18 protein-coding genes are annotated in these 16,280 nt (G+C 40.1%); 11 read left to right on the forward strand and 7 right to left on the reverse strand.

The features are described 5' to 3' along the window. Positions 1-21 precede the first annotated feature (21 nt). On the reverse strand, positions 22-342 hold the full coding sequence (locus AC3IRX_RS09990) for a DUF2249 domain-containing protein (protein ID WP_459084534.1): 321 nt from the start codon (positions 340-342) through the stop codon (positions 22-24). A 55-nt stretch (positions 343-397) separates the two neighbouring features. Next, complete coding sequence (locus tag AC3IRX_RS09995; protein WP_459084535.1) at positions 398-844, reverse strand: RrF2 family transcriptional regulator; 447 nt, start codon at positions 842-844, stop codon at positions 398-400. Between the two features lie 223 nt (positions 845-1,067). Between AC3IRX_RS09995 and AC3IRX_RS10000 the strand changes: the two genes are divergently transcribed. From AC3IRX_RS10000 to AC3IRX_RS10020, 5 genes are all read left to right on the forward strand, one after another. Then, positions 1,068-1,517: a hypothetical protein gene (locus tag AC3IRX_RS10000; RefSeq protein ID WP_459084536.1), complete on the forward strand. Its 450-nt coding sequence runs from the start codon at positions 1,068-1,070 to the stop codon at positions 1,515-1,517. 195 nt (positions 1,518-1,712) lie between these two features. Then, positions 1,713-2,768, forward strand: a complete 1,056-nt coding sequence (locus AC3IRX_RS10005; RefSeq protein WP_459084537.1) for an NAD(P)H-dependent glycerol-3-phosphate dehydrogenase — start codon at positions 1,713-1,715, stop codon at positions 2,766-2,768. A gap of 114 nt (positions 2,769-2,882) precedes the next feature. Then, entirely contained in the window at positions 2,883-4,382 is a 1,500-nt protein-coding gene (gene mqo, locus AC3IRX_RS10010; RefSeq protein ID WP_489210106.1) for a malate dehydrogenase (quinone), read from the forward strand. A gap of 15 nt (positions 4,383-4,397) precedes the next feature. Then, complete coding sequence (locus AC3IRX_RS10015; protein WP_489210108.1) at positions 4,398-4,796, forward strand: hypothetical protein; 399 nt, start codon at positions 4,398-4,400, stop codon at positions 4,794-4,796. Further along, positions 4,793-5,419 (forward strand): DUF1684 domain-containing protein, encoded by a 627-nt coding sequence (locus AC3IRX_RS10020; protein WP_489210110.1) that lies wholly within the window; start codon positions 4,793-4,795, stop codon positions 5,417-5,419. The genes AC3IRX_RS10015 and AC3IRX_RS10020 overlap by 4 nt, the downstream gene beginning before the upstream one ends. A 30-nt stretch (positions 5,420-5,449) precedes the next feature. Here AC3IRX_RS10020 and recO read toward each other — a convergent pair whose 3' ends face one another. The 3 genes from recO to AC3IRX_RS10035 are packed head-to-tail and all read right to left on the reverse strand — an operon-like array spanning position 5,450 to position 7,904. After that, positions 5,450-6,136: a DNA repair protein RecO gene (recO, locus tag AC3IRX_RS10025; protein ID WP_489210112.1), complete on the reverse strand. Its 687-nt coding sequence runs from the start codon at positions 6,134-6,136 to the stop codon at positions 5,450-5,452. 53 nt (positions 6,137-6,189) lie between these two features. Then, the gene (locus AC3IRX_RS10030; protein WP_489210114.1) at positions 6,190-7,146 is read right to left on the reverse strand and encodes a bifunctional metallophosphatase/5'-nucleotidase; all 957 of its coding nucleotides are present in this window, start codon (positions 7,144-7,146) and stop codon (positions 6,190-6,192) included. Then, the gene (locus AC3IRX_RS10035; RefSeq protein ID WP_489210116.1) at positions 7,146-7,904 is read right to left on the reverse strand and encodes a 5'-nucleotidase C-terminal domain-containing protein; all 759 of its coding nucleotides are present in this window, start codon (positions 7,902-7,904) and stop codon (positions 7,146-7,148) included. The genes AC3IRX_RS10030 and AC3IRX_RS10035 overlap by 1 nt, the downstream gene beginning before the upstream one ends. Positions 7,905-8,011: 107 nt before the next feature. Between AC3IRX_RS10035 and dapA the strand changes: the two genes are divergently transcribed. From dapA to AC3IRX_RS10065, 6 genes are all read left to right on the forward strand, one after another. Continuing rightward, entirely contained in the window at positions 8,012-8,890 is an 879-nt protein-coding gene (gene dapA, locus AC3IRX_RS10040) for a 4-hydroxy-tetrahydrodipicolinate synthase (RefSeq protein WP_489210117.1), read from the forward strand. 21 nt (positions 8,891-8,911) lie between these two features. Further along, positions 8,912-9,406: a GNAT family N-acetyltransferase gene (locus AC3IRX_RS10045; RefSeq protein WP_489210119.1), complete on the forward strand. Its 495-nt coding sequence runs from the start codon at positions 8,912-8,914 to the stop codon at positions 9,404-9,406. Between the two features lie 142 nt (positions 9,407-9,548). Beyond that, positions 9,549-10,106 carry a helix-turn-helix domain-containing protein gene (locus AC3IRX_RS10050; RefSeq protein ID WP_489210120.1) on the forward strand — a complete coding sequence of 186 codons (558 nt, stop codon included), beginning with the start codon at positions 9,549-9,551 and terminating at the stop codon, positions 10,104-10,106. Between the two features lie 3 nt (positions 10,107-10,109). Next, entirely contained in the window at positions 10,110-10,556 is a 447-nt protein-coding gene (locus AC3IRX_RS10055) for a response regulator (RefSeq protein WP_489210122.1), read from the forward strand. A gap of 2 nt (positions 10,557-10,558) precedes the next feature. After that, entirely contained in the window at positions 10,559-12,751 is a 2,193-nt protein-coding gene (locus AC3IRX_RS10060) for an ATP-binding protein (RefSeq protein WP_489210124.1), read from the forward strand. Between the two features lie 485 nt (positions 12,752-13,236). Next, on the forward strand, positions 13,237-13,473 hold the full coding sequence (locus tag AC3IRX_RS10065; protein ID WP_489210126.1) for a hypothetical protein: 237 nt from the start codon (positions 13,237-13,239) through the stop codon (positions 13,471-13,473). 77 nt (positions 13,474-13,550) lie between these two features. On the opposite strand, the gene recG is transcribed toward AC3IRX_RS10065, so the two are convergent. Then, complete coding sequence (gene recG, locus AC3IRX_RS10070) at positions 13,551-15,635, reverse strand: ATP-dependent DNA helicase RecG (protein WP_489210128.1); 2,085 nt, start codon at positions 15,633-15,635, stop codon at positions 13,551-13,553. 96 nt (positions 15,636-15,731) lie between these two features. After that, on the reverse strand, positions 15,732-16,262 hold the full coding sequence (locus AC3IRX_RS10075) for a thioredoxin family protein (RefSeq protein WP_489210130.1): 531 nt from the start codon (positions 16,260-16,262) through the stop codon (positions 15,732-15,734). Positions 16,263-16,280 lie beyond the last annotated feature (18 nt).

Genomic DNA, 16,280 nt, shown 5'->3' on the forward strand with positions numbered 1-16,280 from the left:
TGGTAAAATAGAGTGAGTTGTTTAATCTGCACATTTAAATTGTACCGCTTTGTCCTTTAATAGCTGAGCTTTCTTTAAATCCGCCTCTTTGTCATTTGATGGATCCTCACTATTTTTAAGTGCCATTCTCACTTTAAACCATTCTGGACCTTTTTCAAGGTATTCCCAAGTGAAAATATCCCCGCGTTCGGCAAGTAGTTCGTAATAGAGTGGTTTAGGATCATGGTCGTTTTCAATCACAAGTGTGTCACCTCCCGTCAACTTATCAAAATATTGAAATACTGTAGGGTGTTTTTCTCGTGGTGCAAGTTGGGTAACGTCTAATACTTTTTCTGTTGACATAATAATAAAATTAAAAATTATACTTAAGTTAATATCAGGACTTTTTTATCCTGTTTTAGATGAAATTTTTTTCATTCAAAACCTTTAGCACATAGAAGTTCTCGTTCTCTTTAAATTCCTTCAGGTATGTGGATTGGTATAGCATAAAGATCTTCTCTCTTACTCCTTTGTATTTGTGATGTATGGGGCAGGGAGAAGTTTCGCTGCATTCATGGAGCCCTAGGCCGCATCCTGTAAATAGTCTATCTCCATCCACAGCGATGATGATCTGAGAAAGGTTAGTTTCAAGTTGGTGGTTTAGTAAATAGTAACCTCCGGAGCGACCTTTTCTGGACTGAACAAAATGGTCTCGACAAAGCTGTTGGAGGATTTTTGCAATAAACAGTTCGGGAGAATCTATGCTTTGAGAAATTTCTTTGATGGTAATGCTCTTGTTTTCACTGGAATGTTTTGCCAGATATATAAGGGCTCTAAGGGCATATTCGCAGGTTTTTGAAAGCATATTGATTGGTAATAGAGTACAAATTTAGAAAATATTTTTAAATAAGACAAATCTATCCGATTTAAAATCAAAAGAAATAAGCGAGGAGTAGCACATCTGTGGAAGCCCAAGGCCCCTCTAAAGGCTCTGTTATAACAGAGTAATCCACCTGATGGCTTTCTTAAGAAAGTTTTTTCGTTGGATTTGGCATAATAATTTCAAGAGATGAGGATATTATTTTTTTATGAAAATTCAACCTACTTTTCTTGTCGCCATAATACTTATTGTTGGCCTTGGAACAAGCGCAAAGATCACCGCTCAAGAAAAGCCAATTCGACACGTATACGCTTACGATGCAACCAATGACAGAGAACTTGTAAAAGCGAAAACTGATCTGTTTTTATTAAATGTGCTCGCTTCTGAAAAATTCAAGATGACGACGAATTCAGCGGGGGATGATCACCTCGATGTGAATTTAGTGGCACCGTACGACAAAGGAGAGATTTCGACCCGAGTGCGATACGATTTTCTAAAAGAGGGATACGTGGTTTCACTTTCGAGTACAGAGATCCATGGAAAAGATAAATCCGTCATTCACGTGAATGACACGAAAAATGAACTTCATCAAAAGCTCTTAGAGCAATTTGAAAGACTGTTTTTCACTACCTACGAAAAAGAGATCAAAAATTCTTAGATTAGGGGGAAGTTAATCCCAATGGCAAAGAATTCAAAGTTTGAATTCTCCTGTTCAGAATGTTTCAGAATTTTTTCCCTTGCCTCCAGGGGGGGAGGCAAAGCTTGAAGTAGCAAGAGTGCGCAAATTGCGGCAGCATAATTTATTTAATACCTTTGCTACCCTAACCAATTGAAAAAAAGACCTTTTTTGGACATGGCAAAAGCAAAAGCAAAAGATTCAAAAGACAAAAAACCCTCCAGATCAACGAGAAAGAGAGGGCAAGTTACCTCCGTTGGTGTTTTAGGCAGTGGGAGTTTTGCCACCGCGATCGTGAAAATGTTATCGGAGAATTGCACCGAGATTCATTGGTGCGTTCGCAATGAATACGTGAAGGGAGCTATTGAACAACGAGGACACAATCCTTCGTATCTAACTTCTGTAAGTTTCAATACGAAACACTTGAAAGTGACAACCGATTTGAACGAGCTTGTTTCGAGTTGTGAGGTCATCATACTTGCAACCCCATCGATTTATTTAGCGCCTGCACTTGAAAACCTAACCTGTGGCTATGAAGACAAGATTTTTGTGTCTGCCATCAAAGGAATTGTTCCTGAGCATAACGACATCGTGGCTCATTATCTTCGTGATAAATTTGAGATTGGCTTTCGGAATCAAGCCGTGATTGCGGGACCTTGCCACGCTGAGGAAGTAGGAATGGAAAGACTATCCTACCTCACCATTGCCACGGTGGATCAGTCCACAGCAAAGATTCTAGATCAACTATTTGCCTCTCGTTTTATTAAAGTAAACCATTCCACAGATATTTTAGGCAATGAATACAGTGCCATATTAAAGAATGTCTATGCCATCGGTGCAGGGATTGCCAGTGGACTCGGATATGGGGATAATTTTACGGCTGTGTTTGTTTCCAATGCCATCCGCGAAATGGAAGTGTTCTTAGAGTCTGTATACCAAGCTCCTCGAGATGTGAACGAAAGCGCTTATTTGGGCGACCTTTTGGTTACCGCTTATTCTCTTTTTTCGAGAAACCGAAATCTTGGAAATCTAATCGGCAAAGGGTATACCGTAAAATCAGCCATTCAATCTATGCAGATGGTAGCGGAGGGATACTATGCAGCCAATTCTATTTTTGCAACTTCCAAGCAAAAAGGAATGAACACTCCGATTATTGATACCATTTACAACATTCTCTACGAAGAGAAAAGTGCTGAGAATCAAATAAAAAAATTAACTGCAATTCTTACGTAAAGTTGCATGATAATTGCTCAATTTCAGAAGAAATGAAAAAGAGATTCCTACGAATTGGGGATAAACTAATCCTTTTTAGAATTTCGTAGAGAATAAAACTGAAAAAAAACCAAAATGAAGTCAATTTCAAAGACCCCTAAATCAAAATACGACGTGGTGTTGATTGGAGGTGGTATCATGAGTACGACCCTTGCGGCGCTTGTGCATGAACTAGAACCTGAACTTAATATTGCTATTTTTGAGCGTCTAGGACGCTTTGCAAAAGAAAGTTCTGCCGCCTGGAACAATGCGGGAACAGGACACTCTGCATTTTGTGAACTCAACTATACTCCGATGGACTCTAAGGGAAATGTGAATATATCCAAAGCCATTTCCATTGCAGAACAATTCGAAATCTCTAAACAATTTTGGTCTTATCTAATTTCAAAAAATTACATCTCAAATCCGAAACAGTTTATTAATTCTTGTCCTCATATGAGTTTAGTATTTGGAGAAGAGGACTCCGATTTCTTAGAGAAGCGACACAAAGCGATGGTAAACTCTCCGCTGTTTGAAGAGATGGAATTTTCTTCGCAGTTTGAGACTTTAAAAAAGTGGATACCGCTTATTATGGCCAATCGTCCCGAGAACGAGAAGCTTTCTGCGACCAAAATGGACTTAGGAACGGATGTTAATTTTGGATCCCTAACCCGTAAAATGGGACAATTTCTGATCCAGGATTCCAAGGTAGAAGTTTTTTTATACCATGAGGTAAAAGACATTGATCCTTTAAGTAACAACCAGTGGAAGGTGGAAGTGAAGGATCGCTTGAAGAATAAAAAACATGAGCTTACAGCCGACTTTGTGTTCATCGGTGCCGGTGGGTATGCTTTGCCCTTATTAGACAGCTCGGATGTTAAAGAAAGTGAAGGCTATGGTGGCTTCCCAGTTTCTGGGGAATGGCTAGTTACGCATAACGAGGAGCTCATTCAGCAGCACAAAGCAAAAGTGTATACATTAGCTTCTGTCGATGCGCCCCCAATGTCTGTTCCTCACTTGGACTTACGGATTATAGACGGCAAGGAAGCGCTGTTATTTGGACCTTTTGCAGGGTTCTCCACAAAATTCTTGAAGGAAGGCAGTTATTTGGATCTTCCGGAAAGTATCAATTTCAAGAACATCCGATCGCTTTTCGGCGCCTGGTGGCATAACCTTCCATTAACCAAGTACTTGATTCAGCAAGTTGCCATGACAAAAGCGCAGAAGATGAGCCATTTAAGACTCTTTGTTACAGAGGCTAAAGACGAAGATTGGGAAATTAAAATTGCAGGACAAAGAGTTCAAATTATTAAAAAGGACGACAAGAAAGGAGGGAAACTGGAATTTGGAACGGAAGTCGTAGTGAATGAAAGTGGCTCAATTGCCTCTCTACTCGGTGCCTCTCCCGGTGCGTCCACTTCTGTGCACGCAATGCTGAATGTGCTCGAGAAATGCTTCCCGGAGAAAGTAAAAGGTCAATGGAAAGAAAAGTTAGAAGAAATGATTCCTTCCTTTGGACAGTCCTTATCGGAAAATCCAGAACTCCTAAAACAGGTTCGAGATTTCTCGAAGGAGAAACTTGAACTTGATTATTAAACAGAATTTACTGTTTTGAAACCTACGATTGAAAAGCCGTTTATAGAAAGGGACTTACTGGAGTCCCTTTCCCGCACCATCCAGCAAGAAAAGCAAGTGATTCTGCATGTGCGTTATGCAAATACGGCCTTTTTTGGTAGTTTGATTCGCATTTGGAAATCCAGTTACTTAGTGGAGCACGATACGGGAAACCGGAGCGAACTTATTCATGCGGAAAACATCAGTTTTTATCCCGTGTGGACCGAAATTCCACCTTTTGTTCATTATGAGTTCACTTTGGTTTTTTCAGGACTAAGCAAAGAATGCAATGAATTCGATTTTCAAGAACTTATACCCCAGAGCGGTGGCTTTGAAATCCCTAACATTAAACGCAATAAGTCCGATGTATATCGGGTCGAATTAATTGACTTATGAAACCAATTTTGTTTTTGCTTTTTGCACTTTTCATTTCTTGTTCTACTCGTCATACGGCATCTAGCACGGAGATCGAGAAGGATATACTCACTTTTCAATCGGGTATGAATAAGGAATATTTAGACTCTGCCACCACGCCTCTGCGAGGTGCAAATTTTGATAAGTTTACCTCTCACCCTTTCTTTCCTGTGGATTTAAAGTATCGTGTGCTCGCAAAGCTTTCCAAAGTGAAAAATGCAAAACCGTTTGAAATTCCGACCTCTTCCGGAAAAATAAAAGTATACCGTCCTTATGCCGTGGCCCAATTTGAAATTGAGGGACAAGCGTTAGAGTTAACTCTGTACCAAAGCATGGATCTTATGAAAAGGCAGGAGTACAAAGACTATTTGTTTTTGCCTTTTCGGGATGGAACCAACGGGGATACTACCTACGGAGGTGGCAAATACATTGATTTAAGGATTCCAAAAGATGGGAAAAATCAGATCGTAATTGATTTCAATAAATCCTATCACCCCTACTGCGCATACAATGCATACGATTACAGTTGTCCCATTGTGCCGGCAGAAAATAAATTGCCGATTTCTATTAAGGCTGGGGTCATGTACGAGCCTGTCTATTTTTGAGGGTCAATCCCTTTTTTTCAGAGATTAATCTTAAAACAACTCTTTCACAATCTCGAGGGAGCGAGGAACTTTGAAGTTTGCATGATGGTACTGGTAGTAGACCATTAGCGTTTCTAAAAACTCCTTTCGACTGGAGGTTGGAATTTTCACCTCGTAAGGCGATTCGCTTAAGAAAATTTGGCGGTATAAATCAGAAAGCTCTTTGTGAAATAGATGGTGGGTTTGCCTTTGCACGAATGCGCCAGATTCTGGATCCAGGTAAGGAAAATCATTTACAAGTGGGTAAAATCCTTGAATTTCAAGAATTCGTGCTAGAAAAATGAGATGACTTTGAAAGTTGCCGTGGCTTAATTCCGAATTGAACTTTTCAATTTCACGATAAAGCGAAAGATTTTGAGATTCTTCGCGGAGGATTTGATTTAGGAAATCAGAGACAAAGAATACGACAGACGACGCTTTTATGTTTTCACTCCAATCGCTGGACTTGAGACCTTCAATGTTTGACAATTGCTTCAGTGCCGAGTTTGATTTCGATGGAAAGACTGTGAGTTGCAGTTCGTTTAGTGGAGTGAGATAGGCCTTTTTTTTGCTTTTAGGAGCGTAAGCTCCTCGCAAATAATAACTTTGATATCCCTCTGAAAAACTGAATAGGTGCAATATTGCATCTTTATCAGAATATTTCAAGTAGGAAAGTAGATACCCTTTTTCAATATGCATGGTTAGGATTCAAGGGAAGCAAATGGGAGCTTATTTCAATTGTTAGTGGTCTTTTACCCTAGTATGGAATCACTTGTGTGGTCAATAGGAATCACATTAGAGGCAATGGACTTTATTTTGTTTTTCGTGTCAAATATAAAATCGAGTCTTCCTAACAAAAGTCCAGCAAACCCAACTTGGTTCACAAGTACTTTTTGATTCTCGAGGTTTTGGTACTCTTTGGGGCGCTCAAAAAACGTGTGTGTATGTCCTCCCAAAATTAAATCAATGCCGCTCGTTTTCTGGGCGAGTACCACATCGGAAACTTTTGGTTTTTCTCCATAATCAAAACCAAGGTGCGAGAGACAAACAACCAAATCGCATTTTTTCTCTTTTCGAAGTACTGCACTGTAATGGTTAGCCATTTCTATGGGATCCAAATATCTGGTTTCTGCATATTGCTTTTTCCCTACAAGTCCTTCGAGTTCGATTCCCAGTCCGAAGACCCCTACGCGGATGCCTCCTTTATTGAATACTTGATACGGGGTGGTTCTTCCCTCCAATATCGTATCTGAAAAATCATAATTGCTACACAGGAATGGGAATTTTGCATTGGGAAGGACTTTTAAAAATCCATCGAGGCCGTTGTCAAAGTCATGATTGCCCATGGTGGAAGCATCATACCCCATCATCGACATTAATTTAAATTCGAGCTCACCCCCAAAAAGGTTGAAATAAGGAGTCCCTTGAAAAATATCTCCTGAATCCAAGACTAACACTTGAGCCTGCTCGGAGCGGATTTTTTGAATAAGAGCAGCGCGGCGTGCAAACCCACCTTTGCCTGCATTCCTACCTCCGGTTTGATCAAAAGGCTCTATTCTGGAATGCTGGTCGTTGGTATGAAGAATCGTGAGTCGTTTTTCTGAAGGCTGAAAAAGGTCTGCGGGGCTTTTTGCGTGCAATAAATGAGGTGCCACACTTAACGCAAGTGCCGCCTTTCCAGATAGTTTTAGAAATTCTTTTCTTTGCATTAGTCCTTAGATTTCTTAGGGTTAAATTGTAATCGCAGATCTGTAGGTACTTTGATTTCAGGATTTTGCTTGATCAGCTCAATATAGAGATCTCGTAGTTTAATTCCTGTTAAAAGGGTTTCTCCTTTCTTGAAAAAATTCATATTGTCTCCTCCAAACGCTAAATAATCGGAAGTGGCGATATAATACGTTTGGCTCGGGTCCAGAGGTTTTCCATCCACGAGTGATTTTACAAGTTTGGAATTGGAAGTTTCAATATACATATGGGAAACCGGATTGTTTGTTTGAGTGGTCGCATAGTACTCGAAAAGTTCTTTCATCGCATTTGCGTCCATTTTCACCACAACCAGTTCGTTTTCAAAGGGCATGACTTCAAAAACATGTTTTAAAAGCACGTTGCCTTTCCCAATGGAAGTTCTTAATCCGCCAATATTAATAACAGCCGCATTCACGTCGATACCTTCGGATTTTCCCCATTGTTTTGCTCCTTCAAAGGTGTAATCTGCAAAGACATTTCCTAGAGAACTATTGTCTCCGGACTTGGTTAATTCTACCTCCGTATGTCCAATTTTGGCATTCATTTCTTGTTCGAGCGTGGATTTGTAGGGCGAAATGAATCGAACCATGGCCGAGTCGCTCGGTAAAGAAGAAGATATTTCTACGTTTGGCTGCGTCTTTATTTCTTCCAGGGCAAGTGAACTTGCGCAACTGCTTAGAAAGAAAGGGAGCAAATAAAAGAGCCAAATTTTGTTTTTCATAAACTTAAAGCTTTAGACAAAGATAGGGAAAGCGAAAGATTCCTAAGAATAAATTCCCGATTCTTTGCTTAATTATTGCTAAATTTGAATTCTAAACGAAGAAAAAAATGCATAGATTAAAAGGGGTAGGAGTGGCCCTTGTCACTCCTTTTAACGAAGATTTGTCGGTCGATCTAGATTCTCTCAGCCGACTCATTGAGTACAATATAGAAAACGGAACTAATTATTTGGTGGTACTGGGAACCACAGCAGAGGCTGCCACCCTAAGTTCGGAGGAAAAAAGAAAGGTTGTCGACCATATTGTTGAGGTCAATGCAGGGCGTTTACCCTTGGTCTTAGGAATTGGTGGGAATAACACTCTTGCTGTCAAAGAGGAGATTGAATCTACAGATTTGTCTCGTTTTGAAGCCGTGTTATCCGTCTCTCCGTATTACAACAAACCCAACCAAGAAGGGCTGTATCAACACTACAAGGCTCTTGCCTCTACAGGCAAGAATATCATTATTTACAACGTGCCGAGTCGTACAGGGCAAAACGTAGAAGCGGACACTACCCTTCGTTTAGCACGTGAGTTCAAGAATTTAATCATGATCAAAGAAGCCTCTCCGAATATTTCTCAATATTTCGATATTGTGAGGCAAAAACCAGAAGGATTTGAACTCGTTTCTGGAGATGACGAGTATACACTACCCGTTACACTGGCCGGAGGAAATGGCGTTATTTCTGTCATTGCACAAGGGTATCCAAAAGAATTTTCAACCCTCGTACAACTGGCAATGGAAGGGAAGGTGAAAGAAGCGTACAAGATTCACAACGGTCTTGTAGAAATCACACGTTTAATCTTTGCAGAGGGCAATCCATGTGGAATAAAAACCGTGCTTGCAGAAAAAGGACTGATTAAAAACTATGTAAGGCTTCCGCTTGTTGAAGCTTCGAGCTTGCTTCAAGCCGAGATAAAAAAACAAATGCAAGGATTAACCCGCTAATTTTTGTTTTCTAGATAAGAGATGGAATTTAGAAAGGCAGAGGTAAGCGATATTGAATTAATTCAGGAGTTAGCTCTTGAATCTTGGCAAGTTGCCTACCAATCGATTCTTAGCGAGGAGCAAATTCACTACATGCTTGAGACGATGTACAGTCAGTCTGTTCTTAAGTCACAACTAGAGGCGAGGAACTACTATTATTTTATAGTGCTAGGAGAATCGAAGCAGCCTGTAGGTTTTCTAGGGTTTGAACATCATTATGAGCCTCTTACAACCAAGCTGCACCGTATTTATCTTTTGCCCTCCATGCAGGGGAAAGGGTACGGATCGAGGTCACTTGAGTTTCTAAAGCAAAGAACAAGAAATGAAAAAGATACTCGAATTGTCTTAAACGTCAATAAGAACAACGGTGCAAAAGAGTACTATGAACACAATGGATTTCAAATCTACGACCAGGGTGTATTTGACATTGGAAATGGATTTGTGATGGACGATTATTTGATGGAATTTACGTTTTGAGTTTCGAGGCTACTTTTGATTTTTGTAAAATAATTGCAATTGGATTCTGCTTAAGTAGGGCTGTGGAAGGGGTTTTTGAATTATTTTCAACTCTGTAACGAAGTATTTGTATATTTACGTAATTAAATTAGAGAAATAAGGAATGAAAATGAATGTAAAGTTCGACTTTAACACCATTTGCAAAATGGTTTTAGAGGAAAAACTAAGTTCGCTTGATATCAGGTACAAAATGTTGAATTTCGGTGAAATTGAACTTTTAGACAAAATCTCTGCTCAAAAGCAGGAAGAATTAAAACAGGCGTTAAGTGAGTACGGTATCGAAGTGATTGAAAACCAAAAAACACTTTTGGTGCAAAAGATCAAAGATGCGATTGTAGAAATGATCTTCTCAGAGGAAGTGATTCACGTTAAAGTTTCAGTCTACTTAGCAGACAAATTAGGGCATAGCTATGGATATATTTCTAATATTTTCTCGCAGGTAACCTATACCTCTATTGAAAATTTTATTATCCTTCAAAAAATTGAATACGCAAAACAGCTACTCATATTGGAGCAGTTATCCTTAACCGATATAGCCCATCGACTCAATTATTCTAGTGTGGCCCATTTAAGTACTCAGTTCAAAAATACCACGGGGATGACCCCCTCCCAATTTCAGAAGATCATTAACAAGCGAAGGGAAGCTGCCATTCAAAAATAAATTATGACAAACGAGTATACCTATATTTTTCTAGCCGACGATGACGAGGATGATCGCTTGCTTTTCACAGATGCGTTTGAAGAATTGAAAATCACCACCAAAGTGAAAACGTTTAACGACGGTGCAGAACTGATGGACTATTTAAACGACGAAAATGCGATTTTGCCTGAGATTTTGTTTCTGGATTTAAACATGCCGAAAAAAAATGGGCTGGAATGCTTAGGAGAAATCAAGGCCTCCAATCGATTTTCGGATATGGCAGTGGCCATTTATTCTACCTCTTCTTCAGAAGATCATATAGAGGAAACCTTTATTAAAGGAGCCAATATTTATATCAAAAAACCAAATGATTTTCAAGTCCTTAAAAAAGTTCTACTCGACGTAGTGACTATGAATTGGCAATTTCACACGTCAGGAATGAACAAAGATAATTTCTTACTTAGATTCTAAAAATGCCTAATCGTCTTGATCGTTCTTTATACTTACTTAGACTAATATTTGTCGTTGCGACGGCCCTGATATTCTTCTTGATGGGGCTAACGTATAAGCATATGGATCAGATCGGGCAAACCAATTCTCAGGTAAACCGCTCGTTTGATATCTCCTTGAAATTAGAAGAACTTTTGTCGAGCGTCAATTCGATGGAGGTTGATCGACGGAATTACATTTTGACCGGGCAGGAGCAATATAGGAATAGTTTTTCTCAAAAAGAAGACCGTATCCGAAAGTATACGCAGCAAATAGCAGTTTTAACCTATGAGAATGGGCCCCAGTTTACAAACCTGGTGGATTTAAGAGGCTTAATTTTCTTAAATCTAAATCGATTAAAAGAAACCCTAAACTATAGGGAGGATGAGTTGTCTGATCTTTTAGAAGAGGGGAACCATATGAGGTCTCAGATCGTGGACCAGATTGAAAAAATGCAGGTTCTAGAACATAGGCATCTAGGAGAACTTCGTGAAGAGCTTCTTTTTAGTCAAAAATCCAGTCCGATTTACCTTTATATCATTTCGCTTTTCTCCTTGGGACTGCTTGCTTTTTCTTTCTTTCGAATCAACAAAGATTTTAAAAAACAAAAGCTGATCAATCAGGAACTTCAGTTGTCGATCGATACGTTAGAGCTTGCGGAAACCGTAGGGAATAACGGAATTTGGACCCTTGATCTGTTTTCAGGAGCACTAAAATTTTCAACCAATCTTTTTAAATTGCTCGGACTTCCTGAGTCTTCTAGGCCAGGACTTGACCTACTCATTGGTCAGGTTCACCCCGAGGATCAATCCTTTGTCGAGGAAAAACTCAAGGATCTGAAATCAGGAACTCAGGTGGACTCGTTTCGTTACCGCGTGGTGAATCCTGACGGGCAGCAAAGACAGTTTCAATCCTTAGGTCGCATTGTAAGGACCGGAAATAACCAACTGATCCTTCTTGTAATGACCACCGATGTGACGCGCGAAATTGAAGATCAATTAAAACTCGAAGGAATTAATTATGTTCTCACGGAGCGAAATAAAAATTTAAGTGTAGCGAACGAGACCTACTTAGAAGCGGAGAAAATTGGTTATTTCGGAACTTGGCAGTTCTTTTACAAGGAAAAGGAATTCGTGTTTTCACAAAATTTAGTGCGTCTCTTTGGTGTGGATCCCGATACATTTTCGCAGCAAATCAAGCATCTGCTTCCCTATGTTTATACAGAAGACCGGGAACTCATTTCTCAAGTTATTCAAAAGATATACGAAGGCGACGAATTTGAACCCTTTGTGAGCCGAATTATCCCGAAAGACCATCCTCAATTGCGGTATGTTTCTACAACAGGCAAACGGATTTCAAATCCTTTCACGGGAGATTATCTCCTTGTAATAACACAAGACATTACCGAGGAATTTTTAATCAAGCTAGATCTCGAGCAAAACAATGTGGTTTTGGAGGCGAACAACAGTGAGCTCCAAGCATTCAATTACGCAGCAAGCCATGATTTGCAAGAACCCTTACGGAAAATTGAAACCTTCCTCTCCAGACTTCGCGATACCAATTACGACAACTTAACCGACAACGGAAAGCAGTACATGGACCGTACCCTTGTAGCCGCCAATCGCATGCGTAGCTTAATTGATGATCTGCTTCATTTTTCAAGATCCACTCGCTCAGAAGCAAGTTTCGAACACACAGATCTGAATGTTTTACTGCAAAATGCCCAAGAAGAACTTGCCCATCTGGTAGAAGAAAAAAAAGCTGTAATTACCACAGAGCCTTTACCAACCTTAGATGTGATTCCGTTCCAAATCCAACAAATGTTTGTGAACCTAATTGGAAATTCTCTTAAGTATAGCAGTGAAAAGCGCGCGCCCCGTATTGAAATTACCTGCACGAAAACCTCTTCAGCTCTAGAGCCTGTGATTCGCAACGAAGTCAAAACCAATTATTACAAACTCATCTTCAAAGACAATGGGATTGGTTTTGAAAATCAATATTCTGAGAAGATATTCACGTTGTTTAATCGCCTTCATTCGCGTGAAGACTACCGTGGAACTGGGATCGGACTTGCAATTTGCAAGAAAGTGATTGAAAACCACAATGGCTATATTTATGCGCAGGGAGAGCCCGGTGAAGGTTCAATTTTCACGATACTACTGCCGGAGCAGGTCTAAGAATTAAAGCTTTCTCCTGTTCCAAATTTTTCTCATTTTCTAGGCGGAAGTTTCACACTTCCCAAATATTGAAAGTTATTGTCAAAATTCTGTAAGGCAGATTTGCTTCTTTTTAGCCACTTTTGTTTAGTTCAATGGGATCATTTTAGACACTCTTATCTTCTCGTAGGGCAAGCAGTAGTCTTTTGAACGCTGGAAATCTCGAAGAATTATTTTTTTGAATTTTCAGTACCCAATAAAAGTACAAAAAGATGAAATTAGGGGATTTTGGCTGGGGAAATAAGGATGCAAATCAGAAAAATATTCCTTTTTGGATAGCGGGGATTTTATTTTTGATTTGGTTTTTAGCTTACATGGTTTTTGACGTGGACAAAGAAATTCATTTTGTGTTTTTGCTAGCGGTATTGGTCCTTGTCTATAGGCTCGTTTCCGAATATCGAAATACAAATTAGACCTTTAATACAACCTTTAACAATAAATGAATTATGAAAAAATTAAATTTAGTTAGCAAGCTACAAATGTTTGCCTTCACGGTTATGATGAGTGTGTACAGTTTTGCTCAAGAGGCTTCAGATTTGAAAGTGGACGTTGACATTGACAAACCTGGGGATGATTTAGCAAGCGGAGATTGGATGTCTAATCCTCTAGTATGGGTCATTGGAGCCCTGGTTCTTATCCTAATCATTGCGCTTGTTGCAAGAGGGGGAGGGAACAAAAACTAGACAGCGATATTCCTTCACTTTAATTCTTATACTTAAATTGAAATTTGCATTTGGACTCTCAGTTCAAGTGCATTTTTTTACGAGATTTTGCTCCATTTGGTTTTGTCCCGATAGTTCTTCAAATAAAAGGCTTTCATCGATTGATTTGAAGGGCTTTGAAGCTGAGGGTCTTTTTTGAGTAAGGCTGCGACGAGCTCCTTGGTTTGTTTGATAATCGGGAAATCTTTCAAAAGGTCTAGCCTTTTGAAATCGACCACGCCACTTTGTTGCGTGCCTAACATATCCCCAGGACCTCTAATTTCCAAATCGACCTCTGATATTTTAAACCCATCGTTCGTTTGACAAAGAGTGGAAATTCGTTTGCGGCTTTCGCTGCTTAGTTTCTCAGAACTCATCAAAATACAAAAACTTTGATCGGCGCCTCGTCCGACACGACCTCGTAATTGGTGTAGTTGAGAGAGTCCAAAGCGCTCTGTGCTCTCAATGACCATGACCGAGGCATTGGGTACATTAACTCCTACTTCAATCACGGTGGTGGCCACCATGATTTGACTTTCTCCACTCGCGAACACTTCCATCGCCTTTTCCTTTTCTTTGGGAAGGAGCTTTCCATGCAGCATGCTCACTCTGTACTCTTTAAAATAGTCCGAGACAATCTGGTAGCCTTCTTGTAGGTTTTTGTAGGCTAAGGTTTCACTTTCTTCGATGAGGGGATACACAAAATAGATTTGTCTTCCTTTTCGGATTTCATCCCGGCAGAACTGGAATACACTTGGTCGGTCTTTTTCTTTGCGATGCACTGTAATAATGGGCTTTCGACCTGCTGGGAGTTCATCGATCACCGATACATCTAAGTCTGAGTAAAAACTCATCGCAAGTGTTCTTGGAATTGGGGTTGCCGTCATCACTAAGATATGCGGGGCGATTTTATTCTTTGTCCAGAGCGTGGCGCGCTGCGCAACGCCAAAACGATGCTGTTCATCAATAATGCAAAGGCCTAGATTTTTGAATTGCACGGTTTGTTCAAAGACGGCGTGCGTTCCGATTAGGATGCTCACGGTTTGGTCTCTTAAATCTTGGTGAATCACTTCTCGCTGCGCTTTTTTTGTACTTCCTGTAAGGAGATGCACCTTAATTTCTGTGTTTTTAAGTAGTTCAGAAATTCCTGCAAAATGTTGTTGAGCAAGGATTTCTGTGGGAGCGACAAGACAGCTTTGAAATCCATTGTCCATGGCTAGAAGCATTGAGAGAAGTGCGACGATAGTTTTTCCAGAACCTACATCACCTTGCAAAAGGCGGTTCATTTGTATGGGTCTTCTTAAATCAGAACGTATTTCTTTCAGAACCTTTTTTTGCGCGGAGGTGAGCTCAAAGGGCAAATGGTTTTTGTAGAAGCTATGGAAATGAGTACCCACCTTCGTGAATGCATGGCCTACGGCAGTGGTCTCATGATGTTTCTTTTTCAGTCCATAGGAGAGTTGAAAAAAGAAGGCTTCTTCAAATTTCAATCGTTTGTCAGCCTTCAGCTGCCACTCTAGATCCGTAGGGAAGTGAATGTGCCGAAAGGCTTTTTCGCGCGTTAGCAATTCGTAATGAGAAAGCACCTTTGTAGGGAGGTTTTCCTCCACCAGGGTAGGGAGTTCTTGGCAGATGGATTTAAGGATGCCTCGAAAGAATTTTTGAGTGATCCCTCGTTTGGTTAGCTTTTCAGAACTTGGATAAATTGGAATTAAGTAGGAAGGTCTAGATTGGCTCTCCTGAATTTCGATTTCAGGATGAGCCATGGAAAAGCTCTGATTGAATTTAGATACTTTCCCAAAAATAAAGAGTTCCTTTCCAATGGGGATTTGTTCTTTCAACCATTTGGAGTATTGAAACCAGATGAGTTCCATCGTGCCTGTAGAATCTTGAAATTTAGCCCGAAGTCTCTTGGCCCTCCCCACACCCAGTTCGCTCAATTCCGAAATTTTTCCTTTCAGTTGTATTTCAGGAAGGTTTTCCGTGAGTTCCGAGATGAGGTAAATCTTGCTTTTGTCGATGTACCGGAGGGGATAGTACTGTAGAAAATCTTCCACGGTTCGAAGCCCCAAAACGGAGTGCAATAGTTTTGCTCGTTCGGGGCCAATGCCTTTAAGGTATTCAATGGAAGTATCTAGAGTCAAGGGAATAGATTAAGGTTCGAATTTCGGAAAATTTACCTCAAGTACCAAAAGCCTTGGGCACTTAGAGAAGGGGAGAAATCGAAAACTAGGGAATGGCTAGTTCTTAATTTTGGATTTGATCTTCTTTCGGTAGTTTTCCCACTCTTCGCTGGTGGTTATTTTCAAATAATCTCCACGACCAAAAAAGATCAGGTAAGGTTCTAATTCTTTTGCATTCCACGAACCCTGAATGGTCGTGATGGGCATACTCTGTTCGTCGAGAAAAGCGATACTAGGCAAGGAGGTGATGTTCATAAACCTAGCAAAAGAATGGTACTTCGAAGGGTTTTTCTCACGTGAATCCGCACCTGAGAAGTCTTTCCCAAAGACACTAAAACTTTGCGTGCTATGAATGTCAAATTTTACAGCGTAGTAATACTCACGAATATAGCTTTGGATCTCAGGGGAACCAAAGGTTTGCTTTTCAAGCATCTGGCAAGAATTGCAATCGGACTCATAGAAAAGAATCAGAATCTTTTTGGGCACTTTTTGTTGAAGCTCAAATGCTTTTGTAATAGGAACCCAGTCCACTTGAGCATAGCTCTTTGCGAAGAAGAAAATAAAAACAAAAGCAAGGATTCGTACCATAGTTATTTGGATAGAGTT

The sequence above is a fragment of the Epilithonimonas sp. KH_059 genome (assembly GCF_057838485.1).

Coding starts and splice junctions, on each gene's coding strand:
- AC3IRX_RS09990 (WP_459084534.1), bottom strand. CDS start 342: ATGTCAACAGAAAAAGTATTAGACGTTACCCAACTTGCACCACGAGAA.
- AC3IRX_RS09995 (WP_459084535.1), bottom strand. CDS start 844: ATGCTTTCAAAAACCTGCGAATATGCCCTTAGAGCCCTTATATATCTG.
- AC3IRX_RS10000 (WP_459084536.1), top strand. CDS start 1,068: ATGAAAATTCAACCTACTTTTCTTGTCGCCATAATACTTATTGTTGGC.
- AC3IRX_RS10005 (WP_459084537.1), top strand. CDS start 1,713: ATGGCAAAAGCAAAAGCAAAAGATTCAAAAGACAAAAAACCCTCCAGA.
- mqo (WP_489210106.1), top strand. CDS start 2,883: ATGAAGTCAATTTCAAAGACCCCTAAATCAAAATACGACGTGGTGTTG.
- AC3IRX_RS10020 (WP_489210110.1), top strand. CDS start 4,793: ATGAAACCAATTTTGTTTTTGCTTTTTGCACTTTTCATTTCTTGTTCT.
- recO (WP_489210112.1), bottom strand. CDS start 6,136: ATGCATATTGAAAAAGGGTATCTACTTTCCTACTTGAAATATTCTGAT.
- AC3IRX_RS10030 (WP_489210114.1), bottom strand. CDS start 7,146: ATGCAAAGAAAAGAATTTCTAAAACTATCTGGAAAGGCGGCACTTGCG.
- AC3IRX_RS10035 (WP_489210116.1), bottom strand. CDS start 7,904: ATGAAAAACAAAATTTGGCTCTTTTATTTGCTCCCTTTCTTTCTAAGC.
- dapA (WP_489210117.1), top strand. CDS start 8,012: ATGCATAGATTAAAAGGGGTAGGAGTGGCCCTTGTCACTCCTTTTAAC.
- AC3IRX_RS10045 (WP_489210119.1), top strand. CDS start 8,912: ATGGAATTTAGAAAGGCAGAGGTAAGCGATATTGAATTAATTCAGGAG.
- AC3IRX_RS10050 (WP_489210120.1), top strand. CDS start 9,549: ATGAAAATGAATGTAAAGTTCGACTTTAACACCATTTGCAAAATGGTT.
- AC3IRX_RS10055 (WP_489210122.1), top strand. CDS start 10,110: ATGACAAACGAGTATACCTATATTTTTCTAGCCGACGATGACGAGGAT.
- AC3IRX_RS10060 (WP_489210124.1), top strand. CDS start 10,559: ATGCCTAATCGTCTTGATCGTTCTTTATACTTACTTAGACTAATATTT.
- AC3IRX_RS10065 (WP_489210126.1), top strand. CDS start 13,237: ATGAAAAAATTAAATTTAGTTAGCAAGCTACAAATGTTTGCCTTCACG.
- AC3IRX_RS10075 (WP_489210130.1), bottom strand. CDS start 16,262: ATGGTACGAATCCTTGCTTTTGTTTTTATTTTCTTCTTCGCAAAGAGC.